Here is a 22,729-nt window from a genome sequence, read left to right on the forward strand (position 1 = left end):
GGACGATGCATGCGACAGAAGTCCGCACGGCTCGGCGTGGCACTGGCCATGGCCGGGGCCCTCGCCGTCGGCACCCTCTCCGTCGCCGCTCCGGCCGGTGCTTCGGCCACGAGCTGGACCCCGTACCAGGCGTACCGCACGCTGCAGAACTGCGTGTCGGCGGGCACCACCCTGCTCGTCACGAAGGGCTACAAGGAGTACGAGTGCCGCTGGGACAGCCCGTACTACATGCTCTGGCTGCGGAAGTAGCCGCGGCGGGCGGGTGACCGCGGTCCTGCGTCAGGGCCAGGCGCGGCTCGATCCGGCGCGTCAGCCGTGCCCCCGCTCCCGCCGCGCGCGGGCCCGCGCCCGCTCCAGCGAGGTCGCCCGCGCCAGCGCCGCGCGCGCCCGCTCGATCTCCTCCCGGCCCGGGGCGTCCGGCGCCTCGGGCTCGACCGCCCACCGCGCCGGCTCCTGGGCGGCTTCCCCGCCCACGCGCCGGCGCGCCGCCGGGCGCCGCTCCCGGCGGCGCCGCGCGGCCTCCTGATCGTGCTCGCGCATCGCCTGGGCGGCCCGCGGCGAGCTCGCCCTCAGCCACTCGCGCGCCAGCGCCGCCCACTCCCTCGCTTCGGCCATCACGACGGCATTTACCCCCAACACTGCCCAATACTCTGTACGAGTGGGTCTAGAGGAGGAGCTTGCGGGCATCGCCGCGGCGTACGGCGGCACGGGCGAGCCCGTGCGACACCAGACACGCACCGACGTGGTCGTGTTACGGATGGGCGAGGTGGTGGTCAAGGCCCACTCCGCCCGCGACGAGGTGGAGCCGCTGCGCACCCGGCTCAGGGCCGCCGCCGCGGCCGCGGTCAACGGCGTGCTGCTGGCCCCGCTGGAGGCCGAGGTGCTGACGGCGGCGGGCCGCGCGGTCAGCGTCTGGCCGGCCGGCCGCCCGGTCCCCCACGACGATCCCGGGTCCGCCCCCTGGGAGGAGGGCGCGCGGCTGCTGGCCCGGCTGCACGCCGTCCCCCTGACGCTGGTGCCGCCGATGCCGCCCGCCGGGGGCCCGGCGCGGGCCGCCCGCGCGGTGTCCAGGATGAACGGCGACGGCCCGGTCGAGCAGCTCGTCCGGCACGCGTTCAAGGAGCTGCCCGAGCCCGCCCCGGCGCCGGGCCTGCTGACTCACGGCGACTGGCACCTGGGCCAGCTCGTCTGCCGCGACCGGTGGCTGCTCATCGACGTCGACGACCTGGGCGTCGGCGACCCGGCCTGGGACCTGGCGCGACCGGCCGCCTGGTACGCGGCGGGCCTGCTGGAGCCGGCCGTCTGGGAGCGGTTCCTCGGCGCCTACCTGGCCTCCGGCGGCCCCGCGCTCGGCCAGGGCGACGATCCCTGGCAGCGGCTCGACCTGCCGGCCCGGGCGCTGACCGTCCAACTGGCCGCGGTGGCCGTCTTCAACGCCGAGCGCGAGAACCGGGAACTCGACGAGGTGGAGCACGCGTTAATCGAATCGTGCAGCAGAATCGTCCGAGCGTGACGGGGGCCGCACGCGGTAGGTTTCAGCCTGAGACCCCGGATCCAAGGAGAGCGACTTAGATGCAGTGCCCGAAGTGCCGCGGCAACATGCGGACATATGAGCGCAACGGCGTCCACATCGAGCAGTGCGACAACTGCCGTGGGATCTTCCTCGACTATGGCGAGCTGGAGACCCTGACCCGCATGGAGTCGCAGTACCACGCCGCTCCGCCGCCGCCCCCCGCCCCCGGGCCGGCCTGGGGCGCTCCCCACCACGGCGGTCACCACTACGGCCACCACCGCCAGCGCAGCTGGGTGGGCATGCTGTTCTCGACCTGATCGCCCCGGCAGCCGGAAAAGGGCCGCGCGTTCGCGCGGCCCTTTCGCGTGCGCGGGCCCGAACCGGTCAGCTCGGGAAGTCGTCCGGATTGACGGGCGCGGTGCGGGCGTTGCCGCCGGAGATGGCGTGCAGGGTGACCCGCCAGTCGTGCCAGAGGATCTGGGTGGCGGTGACCGTGGTCTTGAACTTCACCGACTTCTGGAACCGCTCGAAGCTGCACTGGCGGCTGAAGGACCTGCTCTTGCCGTCCCAGTCCACGCCGTGGGTGAAGTAGATTTTGTACGTGCCGTCGGGCACGCCCCTGACCTTGAACTTGGTCTTCTTGCGCACGTACACGCTGAAGGTCTTGCCGCCGCCCCTGACCGCCGTGACGACGGCGTCGCGGGTGCCGCCGTTGTCGACCTCCAGCGAGCTGCGGCCGCCGAGGGAGGTCCGGCGGATGAACGCGCCGTTCTTCAGCCGCCTGTTCTGCTTGCCGCCGGCCTTGACGGTGACGACGTCGGCCGGGTAGTCGCCGGCGCTCTGCAGCGCCTCGCCCGCCTTGTTCAGGGCGGTGAGCTTGGTGTTCAGGTCGCTCAGCACGGCCGAGGAGGTGCACAGCTCGCGGCTGCCGACCTTGCCCGCCGTGGAGCCGAGCTCGGCGGCGAAGTCGCGCAGGCTGGTGACGTACGCGTCGTGCTGGGCGCGGATCTCGGCGGGCGGGGCGATCGCGGACAGGGCGTCGGCCGCGCCGCTCAGCGCCTGCTCGGCCTTGTCCACGCGCTGGTTGAGCGCCTGGACCCCGCGCGCGCCGGCCAGCCCGCTGATCGCGCCGGTCATCGCCTTGTGCCTGCTGTCGAGCTCGCCCTTGTACGCCTCCGGCGTCAGGGCGCTGACGGCGGGGCTCGACCCCGACGAGGGATCGCCACTCGGATCGCCACCGGGGTCGCCGAAGGCTCCGCCCTTGCCGTCCGCCACGCCGCTGACCTTCGGCTCACCGCCGGTCAGCGGTGGAGGAGAGGAGCAGGCGGCGAGCGTCACCGTCGCCAGGGCGAGAACGCAGGAGATCAACCGGGGTGAAGCCACCTGCCCCACTATTGCCCGGTTGATCCCCAGACGTCAATTACGATTCGGCCAGTCCCTCATCCCGATCCTGTCGCAGCCACCGGGTGATCCCCAGCGTCTCCAGGAACGGCACGTCGTGGCTGGCCACGACGAGCGCGCCCCGGTAGGCCGCCAGCGCCTGGGAGAGCCGGCGCACGCTGGACAGGTCCAGGTTGTTCGTCGGCTCGTCCAGCAGGAGCAGTTGCGGCGGCGGATCGGCCGACAGCAGCGCGGCCAGCGTCGCGCGGAACCGCTCGCCGCCCGACAGCGTGCCCACGGGCTGGTCGGCCCGCGTGCCGCGGAACAGGAAGCGGGCCAGCCGGGCCCGCACGTCGTTGACCGGGGCCGCCGGCGCCACGGCCCGGACGTTGTCCACGACGCTCAGCGCGTCGTCGAGCACGTCCAGCCGCTGCGGCAGGTACGCCACCGGGACGTGCGCGCCGTGCTCGACGATCCCGCGCAGCAGGGTCGTCTTGCCCGACCCGTTGGGCCCGAGCAGCGCGATCCGCTCCGGGCCCCGGACGACCAGCCGGTCGAGCGCCTTGAGCCCGTCCCGGCCGGGCGTGCCGTCGGAGCCGTCGGGACGGTCGAGCGGCAGCGTCAGCACGGTCCGGCCGGCCGGGACGGCGGTGCCGGGCAGCTCGACGCGGATCTCGGCGTCGTCGCGCACGGCCAGCTCCGCCTCGGTCAGCCTGCCCCTGGCCTCGGCCAGCCGCTCCTGGTGCAGCGCGCGGTGCTTGCCCGCCGCCACCTGGGCCTTCATCTTGAGCCCGCCGGCGACGATCTTGGGCACCCTCTTGTTCTCGAACGCCTTCCGCGCGTTGCGGCCACGCCGGTCGAGCTTGGTCCTGGCCTCGATCAGCTCCCGCCGCTGCCGCCGCACCTCGCCCTCGGCGGTCCTGACCGTGCGCTCGGCCGCCTCCTGCTCCGCGGCGACCTGCTCCTCGTAGGCGCTCAGGTCGCCGCCGTACAGGCGCACGGCGGCGTCGCGTAGCTCGGCGATCTGGTCCACGAGGCCGAGCAGCGCCCGGTCGTGGCTGACCACGACCAGCACCCCCGGGTACGCCGAGACCGCGGCGTGGAGCCGCCGCCGGGCGTCCAGGTCGAGGTTGTTGGTGGGCTCGTCGAGCAGCAGCACGGCGGGGCGCTTGAGGATCTGCGCGGCGAGCGCGACCATGACGGCCTCGCCGCCCGACAGCGTCGCGACCGTGCGGTCGAGCCCGACGTGGCCGAGCCCGAGCCGGTCGAGCTCGGCCAGCGCGCGTTCCTCGACGTCCCAGTCGTCCCCGATGGCGGTGAAGTGCTCCTCGGCGACGTCGCCGCTCTCGACGGCGTGCAGCGCGGCCCGCTTCCCGCTGATCTCCAGCAGGTCGGACACCGTGCGGCTGCCCTCCAGCGGCACGTTCTGCGGCAGGTACCCCACCTCGCCGGTGACCGAGACCGAGCCCGATGCCGGGGTCAGCTCCCCGGCGATGACCTTGAGCAGGGTGGACTTGCCCGACCCGTTCGCCCCGATGAGCCCGGTACGTCCGGCGGGGAAGGCGGCGTCGAGACCGTCGAGCACCATGGTCCCGTCGGGCCGGCCGAAGGACACGTGATCGACGACAATGGAAAAAGACATAAAGGCGGCTCCCATCACAAAAATCGAAATTTCGTGACTTGGCGGGAACACCGCTGCGCGCGCGACAACCAGACAGCCTGAGCTGGGAAGAACCGGGGCGAGGAGGTCGCCGAGGTCGGGGTGCGCACGCGACAGAGCCCGTGACCGGGCGGGTAGGCGCGGTGCCCGCGGCCTCAGATCCTCACGTCAACTGCCCCCAGGGGTCGGCGATACAACCCGGACATATTACCCGAATCACGACGGACGGGCAACGCTCCGGGCTCGATGGGCGGCCACGTTGACCCGGTTCGCGCAGATCAGCGAGCAGAACCGGCGCCGCCCGTTCCGCGAGGTGTCCACATAGACGGTCTCGCATCCCGTCCGGTCGCAGCGCCCGAGCCGCCGCCCGTCGGAGAAGCACACGGCCATGGCCAGCCCGCCCGCGGTGGTGTCCTTGGCCCTGGAGACGATGTCGGCCTCGACGGAGAAGAAGTGCAGGTGGGGTTCGAGGCCGTCGTGCGTGCTGATGTGCGGCCGGGACGCGGTGATCTCCAGCAGCTCGTTGATCAGCCGCACCTGGACGCCGAGGTCGGGCTCCCCGAAGACGGGGGCCAGCCGGCGCGCCCAGGCCGCCAGCTCCGCCGCCTGGGCCGGGGTGACGTCCGTGCGCCACATGGCGTTGGCCGTGAGCGTCTCCCGCACCGCGGCCGGGCTGAAGTCGCTCGCGTTGACCAGGGCCGCGGCGAGTTCGGCGCCGTTGCCGCCGTAAGTGTTGAAATGCACAAGGTCATTACATCAGGTTGGAGTCATGCATCCCGGAGAGCCGCACGACCCCTTCGCCCTGACCCTCGTCTCCTCCCACCGCACCTCCGAGGGCCTGGTCTCCTACCTGCGCTGCGCCTGCGGCGCGTGGGAGGTGCGCACGTCCAGGACGGTCGCCTCCGCCGGCCCGCCCCCGGCCGGCGGCAGGTCGATCACGGCCATCGACTGATCAGGCGCACTCGTCCTAGAGTCGGCGGCACACCCCTCAGGAGGTCAGGCATGTCCAGCATTCCCTCCCTGCTGCGCGACCGGATCGCGGCCACCCCCGACGCCGAGGCGTACCGGGTGCCGTCGGGCGAGGCGTGGACCTCCCTGTCGTGGAGCGAGGTCGGCGAGCGCGTCCGCGGACTGGCGCTGGGGCTGGCCGGGCTCGGCGCGGGGCCCGGCCGGCGCGTGTCGATCCTCTGCTCGACCAGGCTCGAATGGATCCTCGCCGACCTGGCCGTGCTCTCCACGGGCGCGGCCACCACCACCATCTACCCGTCGAACACGGCCGCCGAGTGCGCCTTCGTCATCACCGACTCCGGCAGCACGATCGTCATCGCCGAGGACGACGAGCAGGTGGCCAAGCTCAGGTCCGTGCAGAAGGAGCTGCCCGACGTCACGTGCGTGGTGGTCGTGGACGGCTCGGCGAGCGAGGACGGCTGGGTGGTCACCCTCGACTCGGTCGGCCACGGCCAGGGCGGCGCGCCCGAGGACTACGACGCCCTGGTGGACGCCATCGCCCAGGACGACCTGGCCACGCTCATCTACACCTCCGGCACCACCGGACGTCCCAAGGGCGTCGAGCTCACCCACGACAACTGGCTGTTCGCGGCCGGCTCGGTCCGCGAGATCGGCCTGCTGTCCCCCGACGACCTGCACTTCCTGTGGCTGCCGCTGTCCCACTCCTTCGGCAAGCTGCTGGAGGTCGTGATGATCGACATCGGCGTGCCGACCGCGATCGACGGCCGTCTCGACCGCATCGCCGACAACCTGGGGGCGCTGCGCCCGACCGTGATGGCCGCCGCGCCGCGCATCTTCGAGAAGATCCACAACACCGTCGTCGCCACCGTGCGCCGCGAGGGCGGGGTCAAGCTGCGCATCTTCGAGTGGGCGCGGGAGACCGGCCTGCGGGTCAGCAGGGCGCGGCAGCGCGAGGCGGCCGTCCCGCTCACCACCCGGGTCGAGCACGCGCTGGCCGACCGGCTGGTCTTCGCCAAGCTGCGGGCGCGCTTCGGCGGCCGGATCCGCTTCTTCATCTCCGGTGCCGCGCCGCTGTCGCGGGACGTGGCCGAGTTCTTCGACGGCGCCGGCCTGACGATCCTGGAGGGGTACGGCCTGACCGAGTCGTCGGCGGGCAGCTTCCTCAACCGTCCCGAGTCGGTGCGGTTCGGCACGGTCGGCCCGCCGCTGCCCGGCACCGAGGTCCGCATCGCCGACGACGGCGAGATCCTCATCGGCGGGCGCGGCGTGATGCGCGGCTACCACGGCCTGCCCCAGGAGACGGCCGAGGCGCTGACGGACGGCTGGCTGCACACCGGCGACATCGGCGAGCTCGACCCGGCCGGCCGGCTGCTGATCACCGACCGCAAGAAGGAGCTGATCAAGACCTCGGGCGGCAAGTACGTCGCCCCCACCTACCTGGAGGGCCGGATCAAAGCCGCCTGCCCGTTCGCCTCGCACGTGTTCGTGCACGGCGACCGCCGCAACTACGTGACGGCGCTGGTCACCCTCGACATGGACGTCGTGCGCCCGTGGGCCGAGGCCGAGTCGCTGCCGGCCGACCCCGAGGCGCTGTGCGGGCACCCGCGCATGCGCGAGGAGGTCGACAAGGCGATCCGGCAGGTCAACGCCGACCAGGCCAGTTACGCCACCGTCAAGAAATTCGCGATCCTGGCCGGCGACTTCACCGTGGAGACCGGCGAGCTGACGCCCAGCCTCAAGATCAGGCGCAAGGCCGTCGAGGAACGCCACGCCGACGTCCTCGACGGCTTCTACACCGACTGACAGCGCCGCCGGACGGCGGGTCTGGTGCGAGGGCCCGCCGTCTCAGTCCCGGCCGGAGGGCTTGCGGAACTGCTCGATCAGCGCCGTGTAGCCCTCACCGCCGTGGCCCGCCGCGACGGCCCGGCCGGCCAGCTCCCTGATGAAGCGCGGCAGCGTGGCGTCGACGCCGTGCGACTCGCTCTCGTGCACGAGGTGGTCCATGGCCGCCACGTGCGTGTCGAGGGTCGAGTCGGTGGCCGGGTGCGCGCCCTCGTCGATCTGCCGCGCGTAGCCGTCCAGCCAGCCGGCCACGGTCTCGACGCCGTTCCGCGCGACCGGGGCGAACGCCGCGGCCTCCACCCCGGCGGCCCCGAGCAGCGCGGCGCCCTGGAGGAAGCCGTTGAGGATGTTCCACATCAGGCTCAGCACGCCGACGTCGTAGAGCGCCGACAGGCCGTGGTCCGCGCCGAGGTACGTCGTCGCGCCGCCGAGGCTGCGCAGCGCCGGTTCGTGCAGGTCGAAGGCCGATCGCGGGCCGCTGTAGAGCAGGGCGGCCGCCGCGGTGCCGATGGCGGCGGGGGTGGTCATGATCGCGCCGTCGAGGTAGGCGCCGCCGTGCCGGGCCACCCGCTCGGCGGTGTCGCGGGCCTCGGCGGAGGTGCCGGAGGTGAGGTTGACCAGCACCCGGCCGTCCAGGGCGGCGCCCAGCGGGTCGAGGACCTCGCGCACGGCGTCGTACCCGGTGAGGCAGACGACCACGAGCGGGGCGGCGGTCACGGCCTCCAGCGCCGACCCGGCCCGTACGGCGCCCTGCCCGGCCAGCCGGTCGGCCCTGGCCGCCGTACGGTTCCAGACGGTCGTCGGCCGGCCGTCGCGCAGGAACGCCCCGGCCAGCGCCTCCCCCATCAGCCCCAGGCCGAGGACGGTCACGGGGGTACGGCTTTCCTTCGTCATCACAGTCGCTCTCCCAAGGAGGTGGTTCAGCAGCTATGGGAGAATCGTCAACGTTCAGACCGGTATGAAGGTCAAGGGGGACGGCCGTGCTGATCGGTGACCTGAGCCGGCGGACCGGCGTCCGCCCGCACCAGTTGCGCTACTACGAGGCCCAGGGCCTGCTGGAGCCCAGCCGCCGCGCCAGCGGCTACCGCGAGTACGACGACGGGGCCGTGCTGACCGTGGCCCAGATCAGGAAGCTGCTCGACGCCGGGCTGTCGACCGACGAGATCGCGTACCTGCTGCCCTGCGTCACGGGCCCCGACCCCGATCTGGTGCCCTGCCCCGAGCTGCTGGACACGCTGCGCGCCCGGCTGCGCGGCCTCGACGAGCAGATCGACACGCTCACCCGCTCCCGGCGCGCCCTGCGCGGCTACCTGGAGACCACCGAACGGCGCGCGCCGGCCGACGAGGCCGGCCGGGCCCACGCGGAAGCACGGCCGGCCTGATCCGGCGCCGGGAAGGCGGTCAGCAGGACAGGTTGCCGCCGGGGGCGACGCCGAGGATCTGGGTGAACCGCTGGTAGGCGTTGACCCGGCTCTGCACCTGGCCCGGGTTGCCGCCGTTGCACTCCAGGCTGCCGTTGATGCTGCGGATGGTCTCGCCGAACCCGCGGCTGTTGACCATGGCGTCGTGCGGGGTCATGGTGCCGGGGCCGTTCTGGGTCATCCAGTACCACAGCGCGGTCTTCCAGGCCACGGACGCGTTCCGCTCCACCTGCCAGGGGTCGTTCAGCAGGTTGATGCCGAGGGCGTCGCCGGCGGCCTTGTAGTTGAAGTTCCAGCTCAGCTGGATGGGCCCGCGGCCGTAGTAGGCGGCCTGCCCGGCCGGGCAGCCGTAGGGCTGGGTCGCGTCGCAGTAGTGCGGGTAGTTCGCGGTGTTCTGCTCGACGATGTAGACCAGCCCGCCGGTCTCGTGGCTGACGTTGGCCAGGAAGGCGGCGGCCTCCTGCTTCCTGACGGTGGCCGAGCCGGTCCCGGCGAAGGCGGGGAAGGCGGCGATCGCCGTGGTCAGGCCGCTGTAGCTGTAGAAGGAGTTGCGGCCGGGGAACATCTGGTCGAACTGCGCCTGGCTCACCACGAAGCCTCCCGGGTCCGGCGGTGTGGTGGGGCCGCCGCCGCCGTCGCACGCGTACGGGTCCCAGTACCAGGTGCTGATCACCGGGTCGTAGCCGGGATTGTCGTGGACGGCGATGTAGTAGTTGCCGTCGGTGTATCGCACGATGGTGCCGGTGGCGTAGTACCGGCCGGCCACCCAGTTCGGGTGGTCGCAGCCGGGCGTGGGGGTACCGCCGCCGCCGCCGCAGGCGCCCTGGTCGGCCCAGACCGCGGCGGTGCCGGGGGTCTCGTTCTGCGTCCACCATTTGGCCGACCAGTTGTGCCCGCCGCTGGACACCACCGCGCCGCCGTTGTAGGCCGTCGAGGCGTTCCACGGCGTCGCGCACGTGGCCGCCCCGGCCGGCGGGGCCGGCACGACGGCCGACAGGACGCCCGCCACCAGCAGCGCGGCGGCGAACAGCATCAGGCTCCGGCGCACCCCGATCACTTCCCTTCACGGAATCTCTTAAGAAAGTTTCCTAAGAGTTAGCGCGATGGTGGCACGCCTTCGAGGGCCCGGCAAGGCCCAAAGTCAAGCCCGGAGTCAGAGAACGCGCCTGGCCCCCGGCAACGACCGGACCGCGTACGCCAGCCCCCAGCACAACGGCAGCGACACCGCCAGCACGAGCGCGAACTTGACGACCGCCGCCGCGTGCAGCCCCCGCACCGCCCAGGCCGCGGCGACCAGCACCAGCGGGTGGAGGACGTAGACCGCGTAGGCGTTGGCGGACAGGAACCTGCCGCGCGGCCCCTGCCGGTCGAACCGCTCCCTGAACAGCACCACCAGCCCGACGATCATGCCGACGGCGAACACGGACTCCCACAACGCGTTGATCGCGACCGCGACCAGGCCCGTGGTCAGGGCCGCCGGCGGCAGTAACAGCACGGTGGCCACGCCCGCGACGACGAACCCCGCCCGCCCGGCCCGCCTGGGCAGCGCCTCGAACCAGCCGCGCCGGAAGGCGACCACGCCGGCCGCGAACATCGCCGCGTACTGCGGCAGGAAGTAGGGCGTGGGCAGCCCGAGCACCGGCACGTACGTGCCCTGCGGCACCGGGATCCGCCACAGGAGCGTGGCCGCCGCCAGCCCGAGGGTGAACAGCACGACCCCCTTGAGGCTCGGCGCCCCAGCCTCCTGCACGCCGGCCTCCTGCGCGCCCGCCTTCTGCGCGCCGGAGCGGCCCGCGCGCCGCCACCACGCGTAGAGCAGGGCGAAGACGATCAGCACCTCGACGAACCACATCGGCCCCGGGTCCCACGAGACGATGTACCACTTCCAGAACGGCATGCCGTGCTCGCCGATCGTGAGCAGCGGCCGCAGCAGCAGGAGGAAGACCAGCAGCGGCACCCCGAGCCTGACCAGCCGGTCGCGGACGAACGCGCGCCCGCCCTTGCGGTCGTGGGAGCCGGGGGTGAAGAAGCCGGAGATCAGGAAGAAGAACCCCATGAAGAACGCCTGGTTGAAGACCACCAGGATGTCCAGCGCCGTCCCGGAGGGGTCGGCGGCCGGCTCGGTGTAGTACCACAGCGGGATGTCGCCGTACGTGACGGCGACGTGATGGGCGACGACCAGCGCGGTCAGCAGCACGCGCAGGTTGTCGACGGCGAACAGCCTGGTGCCGGTCTCGGTCCTCATCGCCCGCACGCCCTCTCGAACAGGTCGGCCAGCTCCGCGGCGTGGGCGTCGAGGTCGTGGTCGGGGTTCGCCACCCAGTAGGCGAACATGTCGTCGATGGCGGAGAAGTGGGTGATGGCCATGACGCGGCGGTCGAAGTCGCGGAACTCGCCGGTGGACTGGCCGTAGGCGTAGATCTGCTCCATCGCCTGGTAGAGCTCCTCGTTGGCGTTGACGCCGTAGCGCGGCTCCCCGTCGGCGGTGCGCAGGTTGTAGAAGATCTCGCCGAGGGCCTTGAGCCGGGTGCGGTGGTCGCGCATGTGCTCGGCGACGGCGAGGATGTGCGTGCGCACCATCGCGGTGGGGCCTTCGGCGCCCTCGATCCGCGCCATGACGTGTGCGGCGATCTCGCCGTAGACGCTGTTGACCACCTCCTCCATCAGCTCTTCCTTGCCGGCGAAGTGGTAGGAGATGACGCCCTTGCTGATGCCCGCGTGCTGGGCGATGCGTGCCAGCGACGCCTGACCGAACCCGACCTCGGCGATCACCTCCACGGCCGAGGCGATGATCTGCGCCCGCCTGGCCTCCTCGATGAACGAGCGAGTCTTCTGGCCACCCGACTGATTTTCTGACCGCATGGCCAAAATCTAGCACAAGCGGCCAGAAAGCACGGGACTCGGTGACCGCTCGCGGGAGGGCGGGGCGCGGGAGAACGGGAGGCGGCGGGAGGTCAGGAGAGGCGGGTGCGGTAGACGTCTCTGGCCTGGTTCAGGAGGGTGACGTGGTCGGCGAGCTGGACGGGGGCGGTCAGGCGGGCGTGCGACCTGATCAGCTCCTCCAGCAGGTCCAGCCACTCCAGGCACCAGCGCACGTCGTCCCGCCTGGCCACCCGGCGGCCGGCCACGTCCACGTAGACGGGGCTGGTCAGGGCGTAGCCGGTGCCGGTCATGGTGCGCGGGTGCGGGTCGCAGACGACCTCCGCCAGCACGTACGTCGGCTCGTCCACGCGCAGGTCGACCGTCACGGTCAGCCGCTCCTCGCCGTCCGGGCGGCGCTCGCCCGACGGGAGCCGTTCCGCGCCCGCGCGCACGCCCTCGGCCGTACGGACGCGCACGGCGGCCACCTCCGGGCCGATCGCGGTGGCGGTGACGCGGACGTGGTCGCCGGGGCGGGCGTCGATGACGTGGCCGGGGCCGTGCCCGTCCACCGTCAGCTCCAGCCAGGGGCCGGTGGTGGCGAACGTGCGGCCCGCCCGTACCGCGTCGGCGAACGCGCGGGCGGTCAGCTCGCCCTCCACCCGGGCGTAGACGCGGGCCCAGCCGGGCGGGTTCGACTGGTTGTCCGAACGCGTGAAGGAGATCATCGAGTCCGTCCCGGCGGTGACGGCGAGCCGGTTGCCCGCGCCGATCAGCCGCCGGTAGACGGCCGCCGTGGACGGGATCGAGGCGTGCGTGAGCACGTCGAGGCTGTCCACCAGGCCGAGCGCGGCGTCGGCGACCAGCTCGCGGGCGGCGCAGTTGCGTGGCACCGGGGAGACGACGGCCCTGGGCGGGTCGCCGTCGGCGAGCGGCGTGGCGAAGGGGTGGCTGTAGCCGAGGACCGCGCCGAGGCCGCGCAGCTCGCGCAGCCCCTCGGCGTTCGGCGGCCAGTCGGCGTCGCCGGCGAACCCGGTGTGGAAGCGGCCCGGCGCGCGTTCCGGGGCGAAGGCGTAGACGTGGCCGAGCAGGTCGTTGCGGTACTCGACGCCCATGCGGGCCAGGTGGGTGGCGTCGGACCAGGGCAGGTCCTGCCCCGCCCAGTGGTCGAGGGCCGCCCGGTCGTAGACGCGCGGCCCGGAGACGTTCCCGGCGAGCAGGTTGAGCACGTGCAGGTCCTCGCCGAGTTGGGCGGCCGCCGCGTCGGCGGGCAGGCCGACCAGGTCGCCGGCCCAGTTGAGGTGGACGTGCAGGTCCCCGCCGTACCAGCCGCGGGCGGCGGCGTCGTAGAGGCGTTCAGGGACGAGCCTGACCACGCGTTCCTCGCCTGGGGCGAGGGTGACGTCCAGGGCGGACTCGGCGTACTCCATGCCCCGGGTGACGGTGATCGTCAGCGGTTCGGCCGGGACGTCGAGGGTGCGGCCGTCACCGTGGAAGTAGGGCCTGCCGTGGTAGTCGTGCCGGGCCGGGACGCCGGGCGGGTACCAGCCGCGGCCGTCCCGGGAGGCGACGCTCCACCGGCACGGCTCCCCCGCCACCAGGGTGAGCCGGGCGGCGGGGACCGGGCGCAGCAGGGGATCGAGCCGGACGCGCTGCCCGTCGGCCACGATCACGCTGTCGATGCCGGCCTCGACCAGCCAGGCCCCGTGGGGGGCCAGCTCGCGGCGGGCGTCGTCCACGCTGACCGGGCAGGGGGTGTCGCGGGAGGAGTCGACGAGCAGGAAGATCTTCTCCGTGCCGCGTCCGGCGGGCGGCGGCGGGGCCTGGACGGCCGTCGCGGGCCGGGCGTCCGCGACCGGCACCGCGCCCGTCCAGCGCGGGCCCGGGTGCGGCTCCCCCGGGGCCAGGACGGTGATCGGCGCTCCCCGCAGCTCGATCCGGTCGGGGCCGACGCGCAGCGCGGTCAGGTGCGGCGGCAGCTCGCCGGCGAGGGCGTCGCGCAGCACCCGGTCGTAGTCGGGCTCGGCGAGGTGGGCGGCGAGCCGGTCGATCGGACGGCCGGGGTGCAGCCGCGCGGCCTCCTCGAAGGCCAGGCGCCAGAACGCGCCGAACAGCGAGGGCGGCAGGACCCTGCGCCGGGCGAAGAACTTGACGTAGTGGATCTCCGGCTCGCCCCAGGTGATGCCGTGCTCGGCCAGCAGGCGGCCGTACTCCTCCAGGGCCTCCGCGACCGTTTCGGGCAGCATCGGTTCCGCACACATCTGCGCTTCTCCCCACGTCGGTTGCGCGACATCGTGACATGTCCCGCTCAAGCCGTCTGATCGGAGATGACGCTGCGGATACGGATATTTCTGCCCCGGACGCAAGTCTGTTCCTCCGGGGAGTGGAGACCCCCGGCGACCACCGCCGGGCGTCAGGGCCCGCTAGAACCCGGTCAGCCGGACGTCACGGCCGCCCGAACACCCACAGCCGGACGTCAGGGGCGCTTGAACACCGACAGGAGGCGGTCGGCGGCGAGCGCCGGGGTCAGCTCGCCCGTCAGGACCTCCCGCTCGACCTCCGCCGTGATCGCCGCCACCTGCGGGTCGTGGCGCAGCTCGGCGAGCAGGCGGTCGCGGACCAGCGTCCAGGTCCACTGCACTTGCTGGCGGCGGCGCTTGGCGGCCAGGTCCAGCGCGTCCTGATGGGCCAGGATGCGCCGCCACAACTCCTCCAGGCCGTCCCCGGTGAGCCCGCTGCAGGTCAGGACGGGCGGCGGCCCCGCATCCGAGCGGAGCATGCGCAGCGCTCCGGCCAGTTCCCTGGCCGCCTTCCTGGCCGCGAGCTCGTACTCGCCGTCGGCCTTGTTGACCGCGATCACGTCGGCCAGCTCCAGCACGCCCTTCTTGATCCCCTGGAGCTGGTCGCCGGTGCGGGCCAGGGTGAGCAGCAGGAACGTGTCCACCATGTCGGCCACGGCGGTCTCCGACTGCCCGACCCCGACGGTCTCGACCAGCACCACGTCGAACCCGGCGGCCTCCACCACGACCATGGCCTCCCTGGTCGCCTTCGTGACGCCGCCGAGCGTGCCGGAGGTCGGCGACGGGCGGATGAACGCCGCCGGATCGGTCGACAGCCGGGCCATCCGGGTCTTGTCGCCCAGGATGCTGCCGCCCGTCCTGGTCGAGGAGGGGTCGACGGCCAGCACGGCCACCTGGTGCCCCTGGCCGGTGAGGTACGTGCCGAGCGCGTCGATGAACGTGGACTTGCCCACGCCGGGCACGCCCGAGACGCCCACTCGGCGGGCCCGGCCGGACAGCGGGGTGAGCTCGACGAGCAGCCGCTGCGCCAGCGCCATGTGGTCCGGTCTGGTCGACTCGACCAGGGTGATCGCGCGGGCGATCCACGTACGGGAGCCTGCCCGTACGCCTTGGGCGTAGTCCTCCAGCGAGCGCACGCGGGTCACCCCTTTCTTCTCATTGATCAGCCTAACTTCTGACAAGTCCGGTTATTTGCCAGTAAGGTGCTGGAGTTCTGATCACAGCCGTCACAGGAGTCACTCCCCTCATGCCCAACGTCGAACCCCTCCGCGAGGGCGACCCGGCGGCGGTGGGACCCTACCGGCTGGCCGGGCGGCTCGGCGCGGGCGGCCACGGTGTCGTCTACCTCGCCCGCGGGCGCGACGGCGGTCCGGTGGCCGTCAAGCTGCTCGCCGAGGGCGTCACCGCCGGTGAGCCGTTCGCCAGGGAGCTCGCCGCCGCGCGTGCCGTGGAACCGTCCTGCGTCGCGCGGGTGCTGGACGCCTCGGTCAGGGGCCGGCCGTACGTCGTGACCGAGTACGTGGACGGGCCCTCCCTCCAGGAGACCGGCGCCCTGCGCGACGCGGACGACCTGCGGCGCCTGGCGGTGACGACCGCCACGGCGCTGGCCGACGCGCACCGGGCGGGCGTCGCGCACCGCGACTTCAAGCCGTCCAACGTGCTGCTCGGGCCGGACGGTCCGCGGGTGAGCGACCTCGGCGTCTCGGCGGCGTTCGGGACGGGGGTGAGCGCGACCGGCGCCATCACCGGCACGCCCGCGTACATGGCGCCCGAGCAGCTCTCGGGACGGGAGGCGGGCGCCCCCGCGGACGTGTTCGCGTGGGCGTCGGTGGTCGTCTTCGCGGCGACGGGGATGCCGCCGTTCGGCGAGGACTCGCTGCCGGCGGTGATCAACCGCATCCTGCACGACGAACCCCGCACCGGTGACCTGCCGCAGCCGCTGCTCGGCGTGGTCCTCGCCTGCCTGGCCAAGGACCCCGCCCGCCGCCCGCCCATGGCCGACGTCCTGCGCCACCTGCTCACCATCTCCACCCCCGCCCCCGCCCCCGCCCCCGCACCCACCTCCGCTCCCACTCCCGCGCCGCCCTCCGGCCCCCCGACCCGCCCGGCACCCGCTCCCATGCCGCCCTCCGACCGCCCGACGCGCCCGGCACCGGCCGCCCCACCGGCCCGCGCGGCGGCCCCCTCGGAGCCGGGCGCCGCCTCCGGGACCACCGGGCTGCGCCTGGTCGCGGGCACGCCGCCCCTCCCCCATGGCGGATCACCGGTCCCACAGGCCCAGGCCCCGCAGACCGCCGGGCCGGACGCGCCCAAGGTCACCGGGCCGGGAACCGCGCCCAAGGTGGCCGGGCCGGGAGCCGGGCCCAAGGTCAGGGTGCGGCGGCGGGTGAAGACGGCGGTGGTGGCCGGGGTCTCCGGGGTGTCCGTGCTGGTGCTGTCGGGCGCGATCGTGTGGCTCACCCCCTCGACGCCCACGCCCAAGGCCACCCACGTGGCCGACGTGACCACCGCCCCCACGCCCACCCCCGGCACCTCGACCTCCCCCACCCGCCGCCCGCGGCCCACCCGCACACCCGTCCCCGGCCCGCAGGACGAGACCACCTCCGGCACGACCCCGTCCGTCGACCGCCTCACCCTGGCCTCCCTGCGCCCGTCCGGCGGCACCAGGAACGGCGACTGCTGGGACGGCGCCGTACGGCTCCAGGCGGCGCTGACCAGGACCGGCGCCCCGGTCACCGTCCGGTACGCCTGGATCGTCGACGGCACCGTCACCGCCCGCTCCTCGGCCACGGTCGCCGAGGACGCCCCCCGGCGCCTGACCTCGCCGACCGCGCTGACGGACGCCGGCCCCCACAGCGTCACGCTCCAGATCACCGAGCCGGTCGCCCGCCGGCGCACCGTCGCCGTCACCATCTGCGACGACGCCCTCTGACCCGCCGGGTCGCCTGCCGGGGTCAGGGGCGGCCGGTCAGCGTCCGGCGACCCGCCGAGCCGTCCGCAGGGCTACGGGCGGCCGGTGAGCGTCCGGAGCAGGTCGAGGGCGGCGTCGGCGATCACCGTGCCCGGCGGGAAGATGGCGGCGGCGCCGGCGGCGCGCAGCTCGTCGTGGTCGCCCGGCGGGATGACGCCGCCCACCACGATCATGATGTCCGCGGCGTCGAGGTCGGCCAGGGCGCGCCGGAGCGCGGGCACCAGCGTGAGGTGCCCGGCCGCCAGCGAGGAGACGCCCACGATGTGCACGTCGGCCTCGACCGCCTGCCTGGCCACCTCTTCCGGCGTCTGGAACAGCGGGCCGACGTCGACGTCGAAGCCCAGGTCGGCGAAGGCGGTGGCGATCACCTTCTGGCCCCGGTCGTGGCCGTCCTGGCCCATCTTGGCGACCAGGATGCGCGGGCGGCGGCCCTCGTCCCGCTCGAAGTCGGCGCAGGCCCGGCGGACGCGCTCGATGGCCTCGGCGTTGCCTGACTCGTCGCGGTACACACCGGAGATGGTACGCACCTGCTCGGCGTGCCGGCCGAACACCCGTTCCAGGGCGTCGGAGATCTCGCCGACGGTGGCCTTGGCGCGGGCGGCGTCCACGGCGAGCTTGAGCAGGTTGGCGTCAAGGCCCGGCGCGGGGTTCTCGGCGGCCTTGGTGAGCGCGTCGAGCGCGCGCTGCACGGCCTCGCCGTCGCGTTCGGCCCTGAGCCGGGCCAGCTTGTCGAGCTGCTGGGCGCGTACGGCGCTGTTGTCGACCTTGAGCACCTCGATGGGCTCGTCGTCGGCGGCGCGGTACTTGTTGACCCCGATGACCGGCTGGCGGCCGGAGTCGATGCGCGCCTGGGTGCGGGCCGCGGCCTCCTCGATGCGCAGCTTGGGCAGGCCCGCCTCGATGGCCCTGGCCATGCCGCCGGCCGCCTCGACCTCCTCGATGTGGGCCCAGGCGCGCTCGGCGAGGTCGTGGGTGAGCCGCTCGACGTAGTAGGAGCCGCCCCAGGGGTCGATGACCTGGGTGGTGCCCGACTCCTGCTGCAGCAGGAGCTGGGTGTTGCGGGCGATGCGGGCCGAGAAGTCGGTGGGCAGCGCGAGCGCCTCGTCGAGGGCGTTGGTGTGCAGCGACTGGGTGTGGCCCTGGGTGGCGGCCATGGCCTCGACGCAGGTGCGGGCGACGTTGTTGAAGACGTCCTGGGCGGTGAGCGACCAGCCGGAGGTCTGGCTGTGCGTGCGCAGGCTCAGCGACTTGGGGTTGGCCGCCCCGAACCGCGACACCAGCTTGGCCCACAGCAGCCGGGCGGCGCGCAGCTTGGCGACCTCCATGAAGAAGTTCATGCCGATGCACCAGAAGAACGACAGCCGGGGGGCGAACCGGTCGACGTCCATGCCGGCGGCGATCCCGGCGCGCAGGTACTCGACGCCGTCGGCGAGGGTGTAGGCGAGTTCGAGGTCGCAGGTCGCCCCGGCTTCCTGGATGTGATACCCAGAAATGCTGATCGAGTTGAACTTCGGCATCTTTTCGCTCGTATAAGCGAAAATATCCGAAATTATGCGCATCGAAGGGGCCGGCGGATAGATGTAGGTGTTGCGGACCATGAACTCCTTGAGGATGTCGTTCTGGATGGTCCCGGCCAGCTCCTCCGGCGCGACGCCCTGCTCCTCGGCCGCCACGATGTACATCGCGAGCACCGGCAGCACCGCGCCGTTCATGGTCATCGACACCGACATGCGGTCGAGCGGGATGCCGTCGAAGAGCTGCCGCATGTCGTAGATGGAGTCGATCGCCACCCCGGCCATGCCCACGTCGCCGGCCACGCGCGGATGGTCGGAGTCGTAGCCCCGGTGGGTGGCCAGGTCGAAGGCGACCGACAGGCCCTTCTGCCCGGCCGCCAGGTTGCGCCGGTAGAAGGCGTTGGAGTCTTCAGCCGTGGAGAAGCCCGCGTACTGGCGGATCGTCCAGGGCTGGTTGACGTACATGGTGGGGTAGGGCCCGCGCAGGTACGGGGCCGCGCCGGGATAGGTGCGCAGGAAGTCGAGCCCGTCGAGGTCGGCGGCCGTGTAGAGCGGCTTGACCCCGATGCCCTCGGGCGTCTCCCACACCTCTCCCCCGGGGACGGCCTCCGCGCCCGAGCCGGCCCCCGGCCCGAGCGGGACGCCCGAGAAGTCGGGGATCATCGCAGCACCTCCAGGTCCTCGAACGTCTGACGGAGCACGGCGAGCGCGTCGCACCCCGCGTAGAGGCAGGCGTCCACGCCCTCGTAGTCTCCCTTCCCCGCCAGCCAGACGCGCCGCGCCCCCGCGTGCCGCAGGGCGGCGGCCACGGCGCGGGCGTGCTGGGCGTACAGCTTGTCGGTGGAGCACAGGCAGGCGACGGCGGCGCCGCTCACGGCGAAGGCGGTGGCGATCTGCTCGGGATCGGCGCCCGGCCCGGCGGTCTCGGTGGCCAGGCCGCCGGCGTGGAACAGGTTGGCGGCGAAGGAGGCCCGCGCGGTGTGCGCGGCGACCGGCCCGATGGTGGCCAGGAACACCTTCGGCCGCTCGGGCAGGGCGTCGGCGACGTCGCGCAGCGCCTCGAACTCCTGGGCGTAGCGGGCCACGGGCCGCCCGGCCGGGGCGGGCGGCCGGCGCAGCGGCTTCTCGCCGGGGTCGGGGAACTCGCTGACGCCGGTGATCGGGAAACGGCGGTGGGCGATGTCGTCGTCGCGACGGGCCCGGGTGGCCGCGACGCGCCGCTCGATCAGCTCGCCGGCGGCCTGCACGCCGCCGGCGGCCTCGATCTCCTGGAACCACGCCCAGGCGCGCTCGGCCAGGTCGGCGGTGCGGCGCTCGACGTACCAGGAGCCGCCGGCGGGGTCGGTCACCCGCCCGATCCCCGACTCCTCCAGCAGCAGTGACTGCGTGTTGCGGGCGATGCGCCGGGAGAAGGCGTCGGGCAGGCCGAGCGCGGCGTCGAACGGCTGCACGGTGACCGCCTCCGCCCCGCCGACGCCCGCCGCGAAGCAGGCCAGCGTGGTGCGTAGCATGTTCACCCAGGGGTCGCGGGCGGTCATCATGGCCGCGCTGGTGACGGCGTGCTGGCGCTGGCCGCCGTGCTCGGCGGCGCCGCACACCTCGGCCACCCTGGCCCACAGCCGGCGCGCCGCGCGCAGCTTGGCGATGGTGGCGAACTGGTCGGCGGTGGCGGCGTACCGGAAGTCGATCTGGCCTAGCGCTTGCTCAACCGTGAGGCCGGCACCGGTGAGCGTGCGCAACTCGGCCACGCCCCGCGCGATCGAGCAGCCCAGCTCCTCGGCGTCGGCGGCGCCCGCGTCGTGGTACGGCGTGGCGTCGACCATGACCGCGCGCAGCCCCGGCACCGCGACGCACCGCCCGGCCAGCTCCGCCCCCACGCCGCCGCTCGCGCCCAGGTTGCCGCTCGGCGTGACGCCCTGCGCGGCGGCCAGGCCGAACAGCGCCTCGGCGGCCTCCCGCGTGTGCTCCCCCGCCTCCAGCACGATCGGGGCCAGGTCGAGATAGACGTCCTTCAGCACGGCGGGCAGCGCGCCTGCCGGGATCGCGCCGTCGCCCACGACCAGCCAGAGCGAGGTGACGCCGTTCTCCAGGTCGGCCAGCACCGCCTCGGGGTCGGCCACGGCGTGCCGCTGCCGGACGTCCCAGCCGGGCCGCGCCCGCGCCCCGCGCGTGAACGGCGGCGCGCCCGGCAGCCCCGGATCGCCCGGCAGGTCGCCCGCGTCGTAGAGCGGCGCGACCGGCACGCCGTCGTAGGTCGGGCTGGACAGCGCCTCCTCGGGCGAGCCCGCCTCGACCCCCGACTTGCGCAGGACCTCGACCGCCAGCCTCCGCCAGTCGTCGCGAGTGGTGGGAGGAAAGCCCGCTGCCAGTTCCATGCAACGGATAGTAGGCGCTGCCCGGCCGCCGCAGTAATCCGGGGGTTACCCGTCGGCGAGCGGCGCCTCCCACGCCAGTCTCCACGTGAGCGGGCCCACGATCCCGTCGTCCTCGACGCCCTGCTGGCGCTGGAACTCGCGGCACGCGTCGCGGGACCGGGCGCCGTACGCGCCGTCGACGGTCAGGTCGAAGCCGCGCTTGCTCATCTGCCGCTGCCAGGTGCGCACGTCCTCGCCCTCCATGACCGGCGGGTACTTCAGCAACCGGCCGGGGAAGGGCGGCGCGCCCTTGGGCGGCGGCGGGGTGGTGCCGCCGCCGGGGCGGGGCGCGCCGCGCTTGATCCAGGCGTACAGGGGGTCGCCGGGGCAGTCGGTCGAGTAGCCGTCGCGATGGCCCTTGATCTCCTTGCCGGCGCCGCCCCGGTCGCGCACGTACTGGACGGCGTCGAGGACGGCGTCGAGCATCGCGTCGGGCGGCTGCACGAGCCCGGCGTTGCCGACCAGCCCGAGCACGGCGTAGTGCCCGGCGTTGAGCCCGGGACCGTTGGCCGCCGGCAGATGATGCAGCCCCCGCCCCTCGAACACCTTCCGATGCGGACAGGCGACGAAGGAGTTCCCCGTGAAGTAGACGGTGCCCTCGCGCCTGGCCAGCCAGGTCTGGTTCGGGGTCCTGGGACACCAGATCTCACCGTGGTAGGTCTCCCGGCTGATCCTGAAGCTGGCGCTCTTCCGGGCCGCCCGCGGCGCGAAGTACTGCTGCCGCCGGATGGTGACCGACCACATGTCGCTCGCACACGTGGCCGTCGGCGGCTTGCGGCGCAAGGACGCGGCACTACCGGTCAGAAGCACGGCGAACATGAACGCCTCCGCCGCCGCGCGATCCTTCTGCGCCAGCTTGTCCTTTCCGTTGTTGTCGGCGGCGAGCGAGGTCTCGATGAACAGGGACAGCTGTGCCCGGGTGAGGGAGAGCAGGAACTCGAAGGTCGGCACCCTGCCCGGCGCCATCTCCAGCAGCCGCCGCCCAGCGTCGGAGGAGAGGTGGAACTCGGTGAGGTGCCGGTTGACGGTCTCCCGCCATCGAGGCACCCCGTCAGTGCTCCGGCCGGTGCGCGGGAAGGCCGGGACAGGAGGGCCGAAGACCGACGTGAGCGCCTCGCGGATCCTGGCCACGTACACCGGGTTCTTCTGCGACTGGTAGATGGCCACACTCGTGGTCGGGCGGCCCCGGAGCGGCTTGACATGCCCTTCTGTCCAGAACCAGGCAACGAGCTCCACGAGGGCGTCCGACCATTTCGCCTCGGTGGGAAGATCGGCACAGGGCGCCGCCAACGGCACTCTGTCCCAGTACCCCATCGTCTCCGTGGTCACCCACAGCCGCTCGTGCTCGGTGACCGCCCGGGACATCCGCCCGCCGTCACGTCCCTTGCGCCGGTCGGTTCCGGTACGCCGTCTACGGCGCTCGACGGGCCAGCGGTGCTGCGGCGTGGTCAGCGAGGAGTGGGACGCGCCTTCCATCCGCACCATCTCCCTGGGCCCGGCCGGAAAGACGTACACGTCGAGCAGCCCCTGCCACTCGGACGCGCCCGTCTCGTGGTTGAGGGTGAGCACGCTCTCCCCCGGCTCCAGCTCGCGATACCGCTTCCAGCCCTGCCGCGTCAGGATCTCCGTCTCCTCGTCGACGCAGTAGCCGATGTCGATCCAGCCATTGCCGTCCATGTGATAGCCCTGGATGGATCTCACCAGCTCGACGCAGCCGGCGTGGTCGGACACGATGGCGGGTTCGACGCGGCCGCCGGTGTAGTGGACCTTGACGCCCTTGGTCGAGTCAAGCTGGGTGTAGGCGCCGCGGGGCGCGCGGGCCTGCCAGTCGCGGCGTAACACCAGATCGATGTCCACGAGTGCTCTCCGAGAGTAGATATCGGGAC

At 73.2% G+C, this 22,729-nt stretch carries 20 protein-coding genes; 7 read left to right on the forward strand and 13 right to left on the reverse strand.

The genetic code is table 11. From position 1 onward, the window contains the following. Positions 1 to 9 precede the first annotated feature (9 nt). On the forward strand, positions 10 to 249 hold the full coding sequence (locus ACIBQ8_RS01385) for a hypothetical protein (protein WP_352331431.1): 240 nt from the start codon (positions 10 to 12) through the stop codon (positions 247 to 249). A gap of 60 nt (positions 250 to 309) precedes the next feature. Here the strand turns inward: ACIBQ8_RS01385 and ACIBQ8_RS01390 are convergent, their stop codons facing one another. Beyond that, the gene (locus ACIBQ8_RS01390) at positions 310 to 618 is read right to left on the reverse strand and encodes a hypothetical protein (RefSeq protein ID WP_397168079.1); all 309 of its coding nucleotides are present in this window, start codon (positions 616 to 618) and stop codon (positions 310 to 312) included. 40 nt (positions 619 to 658) lie between these two features. Between ACIBQ8_RS01390 and ACIBQ8_RS01395 the strand changes: the two genes are divergently transcribed. Together ACIBQ8_RS01395 and ACIBQ8_RS01400 are read left to right on the forward strand one after the other, a co-directional pair. Further along, the gene (locus tag ACIBQ8_RS01395; protein WP_397168081.1) at positions 659 to 1,513 is read left to right on the forward strand and encodes a phosphotransferase family protein; all 855 of its coding nucleotides are present in this window, start codon (positions 659 to 661) and stop codon (positions 1,511 to 1,513) included. Positions 1,514 to 1,572: 59 nt separating this feature from the next. Continuing rightward, positions 1,573 to 1,830 (forward strand): zf-TFIIB domain-containing protein, encoded by a 258-nt coding sequence (locus ACIBQ8_RS01400; protein WP_352331027.1) that lies wholly within the window; start codon positions 1,573 to 1,575, stop codon positions 1,828 to 1,830. A 67-nt stretch (positions 1,831 to 1,897) separates the two neighbouring features. Here ACIBQ8_RS01400 and ACIBQ8_RS01405 read toward each other — a convergent pair whose 3' ends face one another. From ACIBQ8_RS01405 to ACIBQ8_RS01415, 3 genes are all read right to left on the reverse strand, one after another. Next, on the reverse strand, positions 1,898 to 2,896 hold the full coding sequence (locus ACIBQ8_RS01405) for a hypothetical protein (protein WP_397168082.1): 999 nt from the start codon (positions 2,894 to 2,896) through the stop codon (positions 1,898 to 1,900). A gap of 37 nt (positions 2,897 to 2,933) precedes the next feature. Continuing rightward, positions 2,934 to 4,535 (reverse strand): ABC-F family ATP-binding cassette domain-containing protein, encoded by a 1,602-nt coding sequence (locus tag ACIBQ8_RS01410; protein WP_397190662.1) that lies wholly within the window; start codon positions 4,533 to 4,535, stop codon positions 2,934 to 2,936. A gap of 234 nt (positions 4,536 to 4,769) precedes the next feature. Then, the gene (locus ACIBQ8_RS01415) at positions 4,770 to 5,297 is read right to left on the reverse strand and encodes a CGNR zinc finger domain-containing protein (protein WP_397168086.1); all 528 of its coding nucleotides are present in this window, start codon (positions 5,295 to 5,297) and stop codon (positions 4,770 to 4,772) included. A gap of 25 nt (positions 5,298 to 5,322) precedes the next feature. On the opposite strand from ACIBQ8_RS01415, the gene ACIBQ8_RS01420 reads away from it, so the two are divergent. Together ACIBQ8_RS01420 and ACIBQ8_RS01425 are read left to right on the forward strand one after the other, a co-directional pair. After that, the gene (locus tag ACIBQ8_RS01420; RefSeq protein WP_352354135.1) at positions 5,323 to 5,505 is read left to right on the forward strand and encodes a hypothetical protein; all 183 of its coding nucleotides are present in this window, start codon (positions 5,323 to 5,325) and stop codon (positions 5,503 to 5,505) included. A gap of 50 nt (positions 5,506 to 5,555) precedes the next feature. Beyond that, on the forward strand, positions 5,556 to 7,325 hold the full coding sequence (locus ACIBQ8_RS01425) for an AMP-dependent synthetase/ligase (protein ID WP_397168088.1): 1,770 nt from the start codon (positions 5,556 to 5,558) through the stop codon (positions 7,323 to 7,325). A gap of 42 nt (positions 7,326 to 7,367) precedes the next feature. On the opposite strand, the gene ACIBQ8_RS01430 is transcribed toward ACIBQ8_RS01425, so the two are convergent. Beyond that, on the reverse strand, positions 7,368 to 8,258 hold the full coding sequence (locus ACIBQ8_RS01430; RefSeq protein WP_397190663.1) for an NAD(P)-dependent oxidoreductase: 891 nt from the start codon (positions 8,256 to 8,258) through the stop codon (positions 7,368 to 7,370). An 86-nt stretch (positions 8,259 to 8,344) separates the two neighbouring features. Between ACIBQ8_RS01430 and ACIBQ8_RS01435 the strand changes: the two genes are divergently transcribed. After that, on the forward strand, positions 8,345 to 8,746 hold the full coding sequence (locus tag ACIBQ8_RS01435; RefSeq protein WP_397168091.1) for a MerR family transcriptional regulator: 402 nt from the start codon (positions 8,345 to 8,347) through the stop codon (positions 8,744 to 8,746). A gap of 19 nt (positions 8,747 to 8,765) precedes the next feature. Here the strand turns inward: ACIBQ8_RS01435 and ACIBQ8_RS01440 are convergent, their stop codons facing one another. The 5 genes from ACIBQ8_RS01440 to meaB form a co-directional block, all read right to left on the reverse strand. Next, entirely contained in the window at positions 8,766 to 9,833 is a 1,068-nt protein-coding gene (locus ACIBQ8_RS01440) for a glycoside hydrolase family 19 protein (RefSeq protein WP_397190664.1), read from the reverse strand. Between the two features lie 105 nt (positions 9,834 to 9,938). Further along, positions 9,939 to 11,030, reverse strand: coding sequence for an acyltransferase family protein (locus ACIBQ8_RS01445; RefSeq protein ID WP_397190665.1), 1,092 nt, complete (start codon positions 11,028 to 11,030; stop codon positions 9,939 to 9,941). Continuing rightward, on the reverse strand, positions 11,027 to 11,647 hold the full coding sequence (locus tag ACIBQ8_RS01450; RefSeq protein WP_397190666.1) for a TetR/AcrR family transcriptional regulator: 621 nt from the start codon (positions 11,645 to 11,647) through the stop codon (positions 11,027 to 11,029). The genes ACIBQ8_RS01445 and ACIBQ8_RS01450 overlap by 4 nt, the downstream gene beginning before the upstream one ends. Before the next feature lie 92 nt (positions 11,648 to 11,739). Continuing rightward, positions 11,740 to 13,905 carry a CehA/McbA family metallohydrolase gene (locus ACIBQ8_RS01455; protein ID WP_397190667.1) on the reverse strand — a complete coding sequence of 722 codons (2,166 nt, stop codon included), beginning with the start codon at positions 13,903 to 13,905 and terminating at the stop codon, positions 11,740 to 11,742. A 215-nt stretch (positions 13,906 to 14,120) separates the two neighbouring features. Continuing rightward, positions 14,121 to 15,089: a methylmalonyl Co-A mutase-associated GTPase MeaB gene (meaB, locus tag ACIBQ8_RS01460; protein WP_397190668.1), complete on the reverse strand. Its 969-nt coding sequence runs from the start codon at positions 15,087 to 15,089 to the stop codon at positions 14,121 to 14,123. 101 nt (positions 15,090 to 15,190) lie between these two features. On the opposite strand from meaB, the gene ACIBQ8_RS01465 reads away from it, so the two are divergent. Next, entirely contained in the window at positions 15,191 to 16,876 is a 1,686-nt protein-coding gene (locus tag ACIBQ8_RS01465) for a protein kinase (protein ID WP_397190669.1), read from the forward strand. 71 nt (positions 16,877 to 16,947) lie between these two features. Here ACIBQ8_RS01465 and scpA read toward each other — a convergent pair whose 3' ends face one another. The 3 genes from scpA to ACIBQ8_RS01480 are packed head-to-tail and all read right to left on the reverse strand — an operon-like array spanning position 16,948 to position 22,700. Further along, on the reverse strand, positions 16,948 to 19,092 hold the full coding sequence (gene scpA / locus ACIBQ8_RS01470) for a methylmalonyl-CoA mutase (protein ID WP_397168103.1): 2,145 nt from the start codon (positions 19,090 to 19,092) through the stop codon (positions 16,948 to 16,950). After that, on the reverse strand, positions 19,089 to 20,804 hold the full coding sequence (locus ACIBQ8_RS01475) for a methylmalonyl-CoA mutase family protein (RefSeq protein ID WP_397190670.1): 1,716 nt from the start codon (positions 20,802 to 20,804) through the stop codon (positions 19,089 to 19,091). Before ACIBQ8_RS01475 ends, scpA begins: the two co-directional genes overlap by 4 nt. A gap of 45 nt (positions 20,805 to 20,849) precedes the next feature. Continuing rightward, positions 20,850 to 22,700 (reverse strand): peptidoglycan-binding protein, encoded by a 1,851-nt coding sequence (locus ACIBQ8_RS01480; RefSeq protein ID WP_397190671.1) that lies wholly within the window; start codon positions 22,698 to 22,700, stop codon positions 20,850 to 20,852. Positions 22,701 to 22,729: the final 29 nt, after the last annotated feature.

The organism is Nonomuraea sp. NPDC049646, from assembly GCF_044465525.1.
Taxonomy (GTDB): domain Bacteria; phylum Actinomycetota; class Actinomycetes; order Streptosporangiales; family Streptosporangiaceae; genus Nonomuraea.

What these genes read in the sequence shown, in the direction of transcription:
- ACIBQ8_RS01385 (WP_352331431.1), top strand. Translation starts at nt 10, where the DNA reads ATGCGACAGAAGTCCGCACGGCTCGGCGTGGCACTGGCCATGGCCGGG.
- ACIBQ8_RS01400 (WP_352331027.1), top strand. Translation starts at nt 1,573, where the DNA reads ATGCAGTGCCCGAAGTGCCGCGGCAACATGCGGACATATGAGCGCAAC.
- ACIBQ8_RS01410 (WP_397190662.1), bottom strand. Translation starts at nt 4,535, where the DNA reads ATGTCTTTTTCCATTGTCGTCGATCACGTGTCCTTCGGCCGGCCCGAC.
- ACIBQ8_RS01420 (WP_352354135.1), top strand. Translation starts at nt 5,323, where the DNA reads ATGCATCCCGGAGAGCCGCACGACCCCTTCGCCCTGACCCTCGTCTCC.
- ACIBQ8_RS01425 (WP_397168088.1), top strand. Translation starts at nt 5,556, where the DNA reads ATGTCCAGCATTCCCTCCCTGCTGCGCGACCGGATCGCGGCCACCCCC.
- ACIBQ8_RS01430 (WP_397190663.1), bottom strand. Translation starts at nt 8,258, where the DNA reads ATGACGAAGGAAAGCCGTACCCCCGTGACCGTCCTCGGCCTGGGGCTG.
- ACIBQ8_RS01445 (WP_397190665.1), bottom strand. Translation starts at nt 11,030, where the DNA reads ATGAGGACCGAGACCGGCACCAGGCTGTTCGCCGTCGACAACCTGCGC.
- ACIBQ8_RS01450 (WP_397190666.1), bottom strand. Translation starts at nt 11,647, where the DNA reads ATGCGGTCAGAAAATCAGTCGGGTGGCCAGAAGACTCGCTCGTTCATC.
- ACIBQ8_RS01455 (WP_397190667.1), bottom strand. Translation starts at nt 13,905, where the DNA reads ATGTGTGCGGAACCGATGCTGCCCGAAACGGTCGCGGAGGCCCTGGAG.
- ACIBQ8_RS01465 (WP_397190669.1), top strand. Translation starts at nt 15,191, where the DNA reads ATGCCCAACGTCGAACCCCTCCGCGAGGGCGACCCGGCGGCGGTGGGA.
- scpA (WP_397168103.1), bottom strand. Translation starts at nt 19,092, where the DNA reads ATGATCCCCGACTTCTCGGGCGTCCCGCTCGGGCCGGGGGCCGGCTCG.
- ACIBQ8_RS01475 (WP_397190670.1), bottom strand. Translation starts at nt 20,804, where the DNA reads ATGGAACTGGCAGCGGGCTTTCCTCCCACCACTCGCGACGACTGGCGG.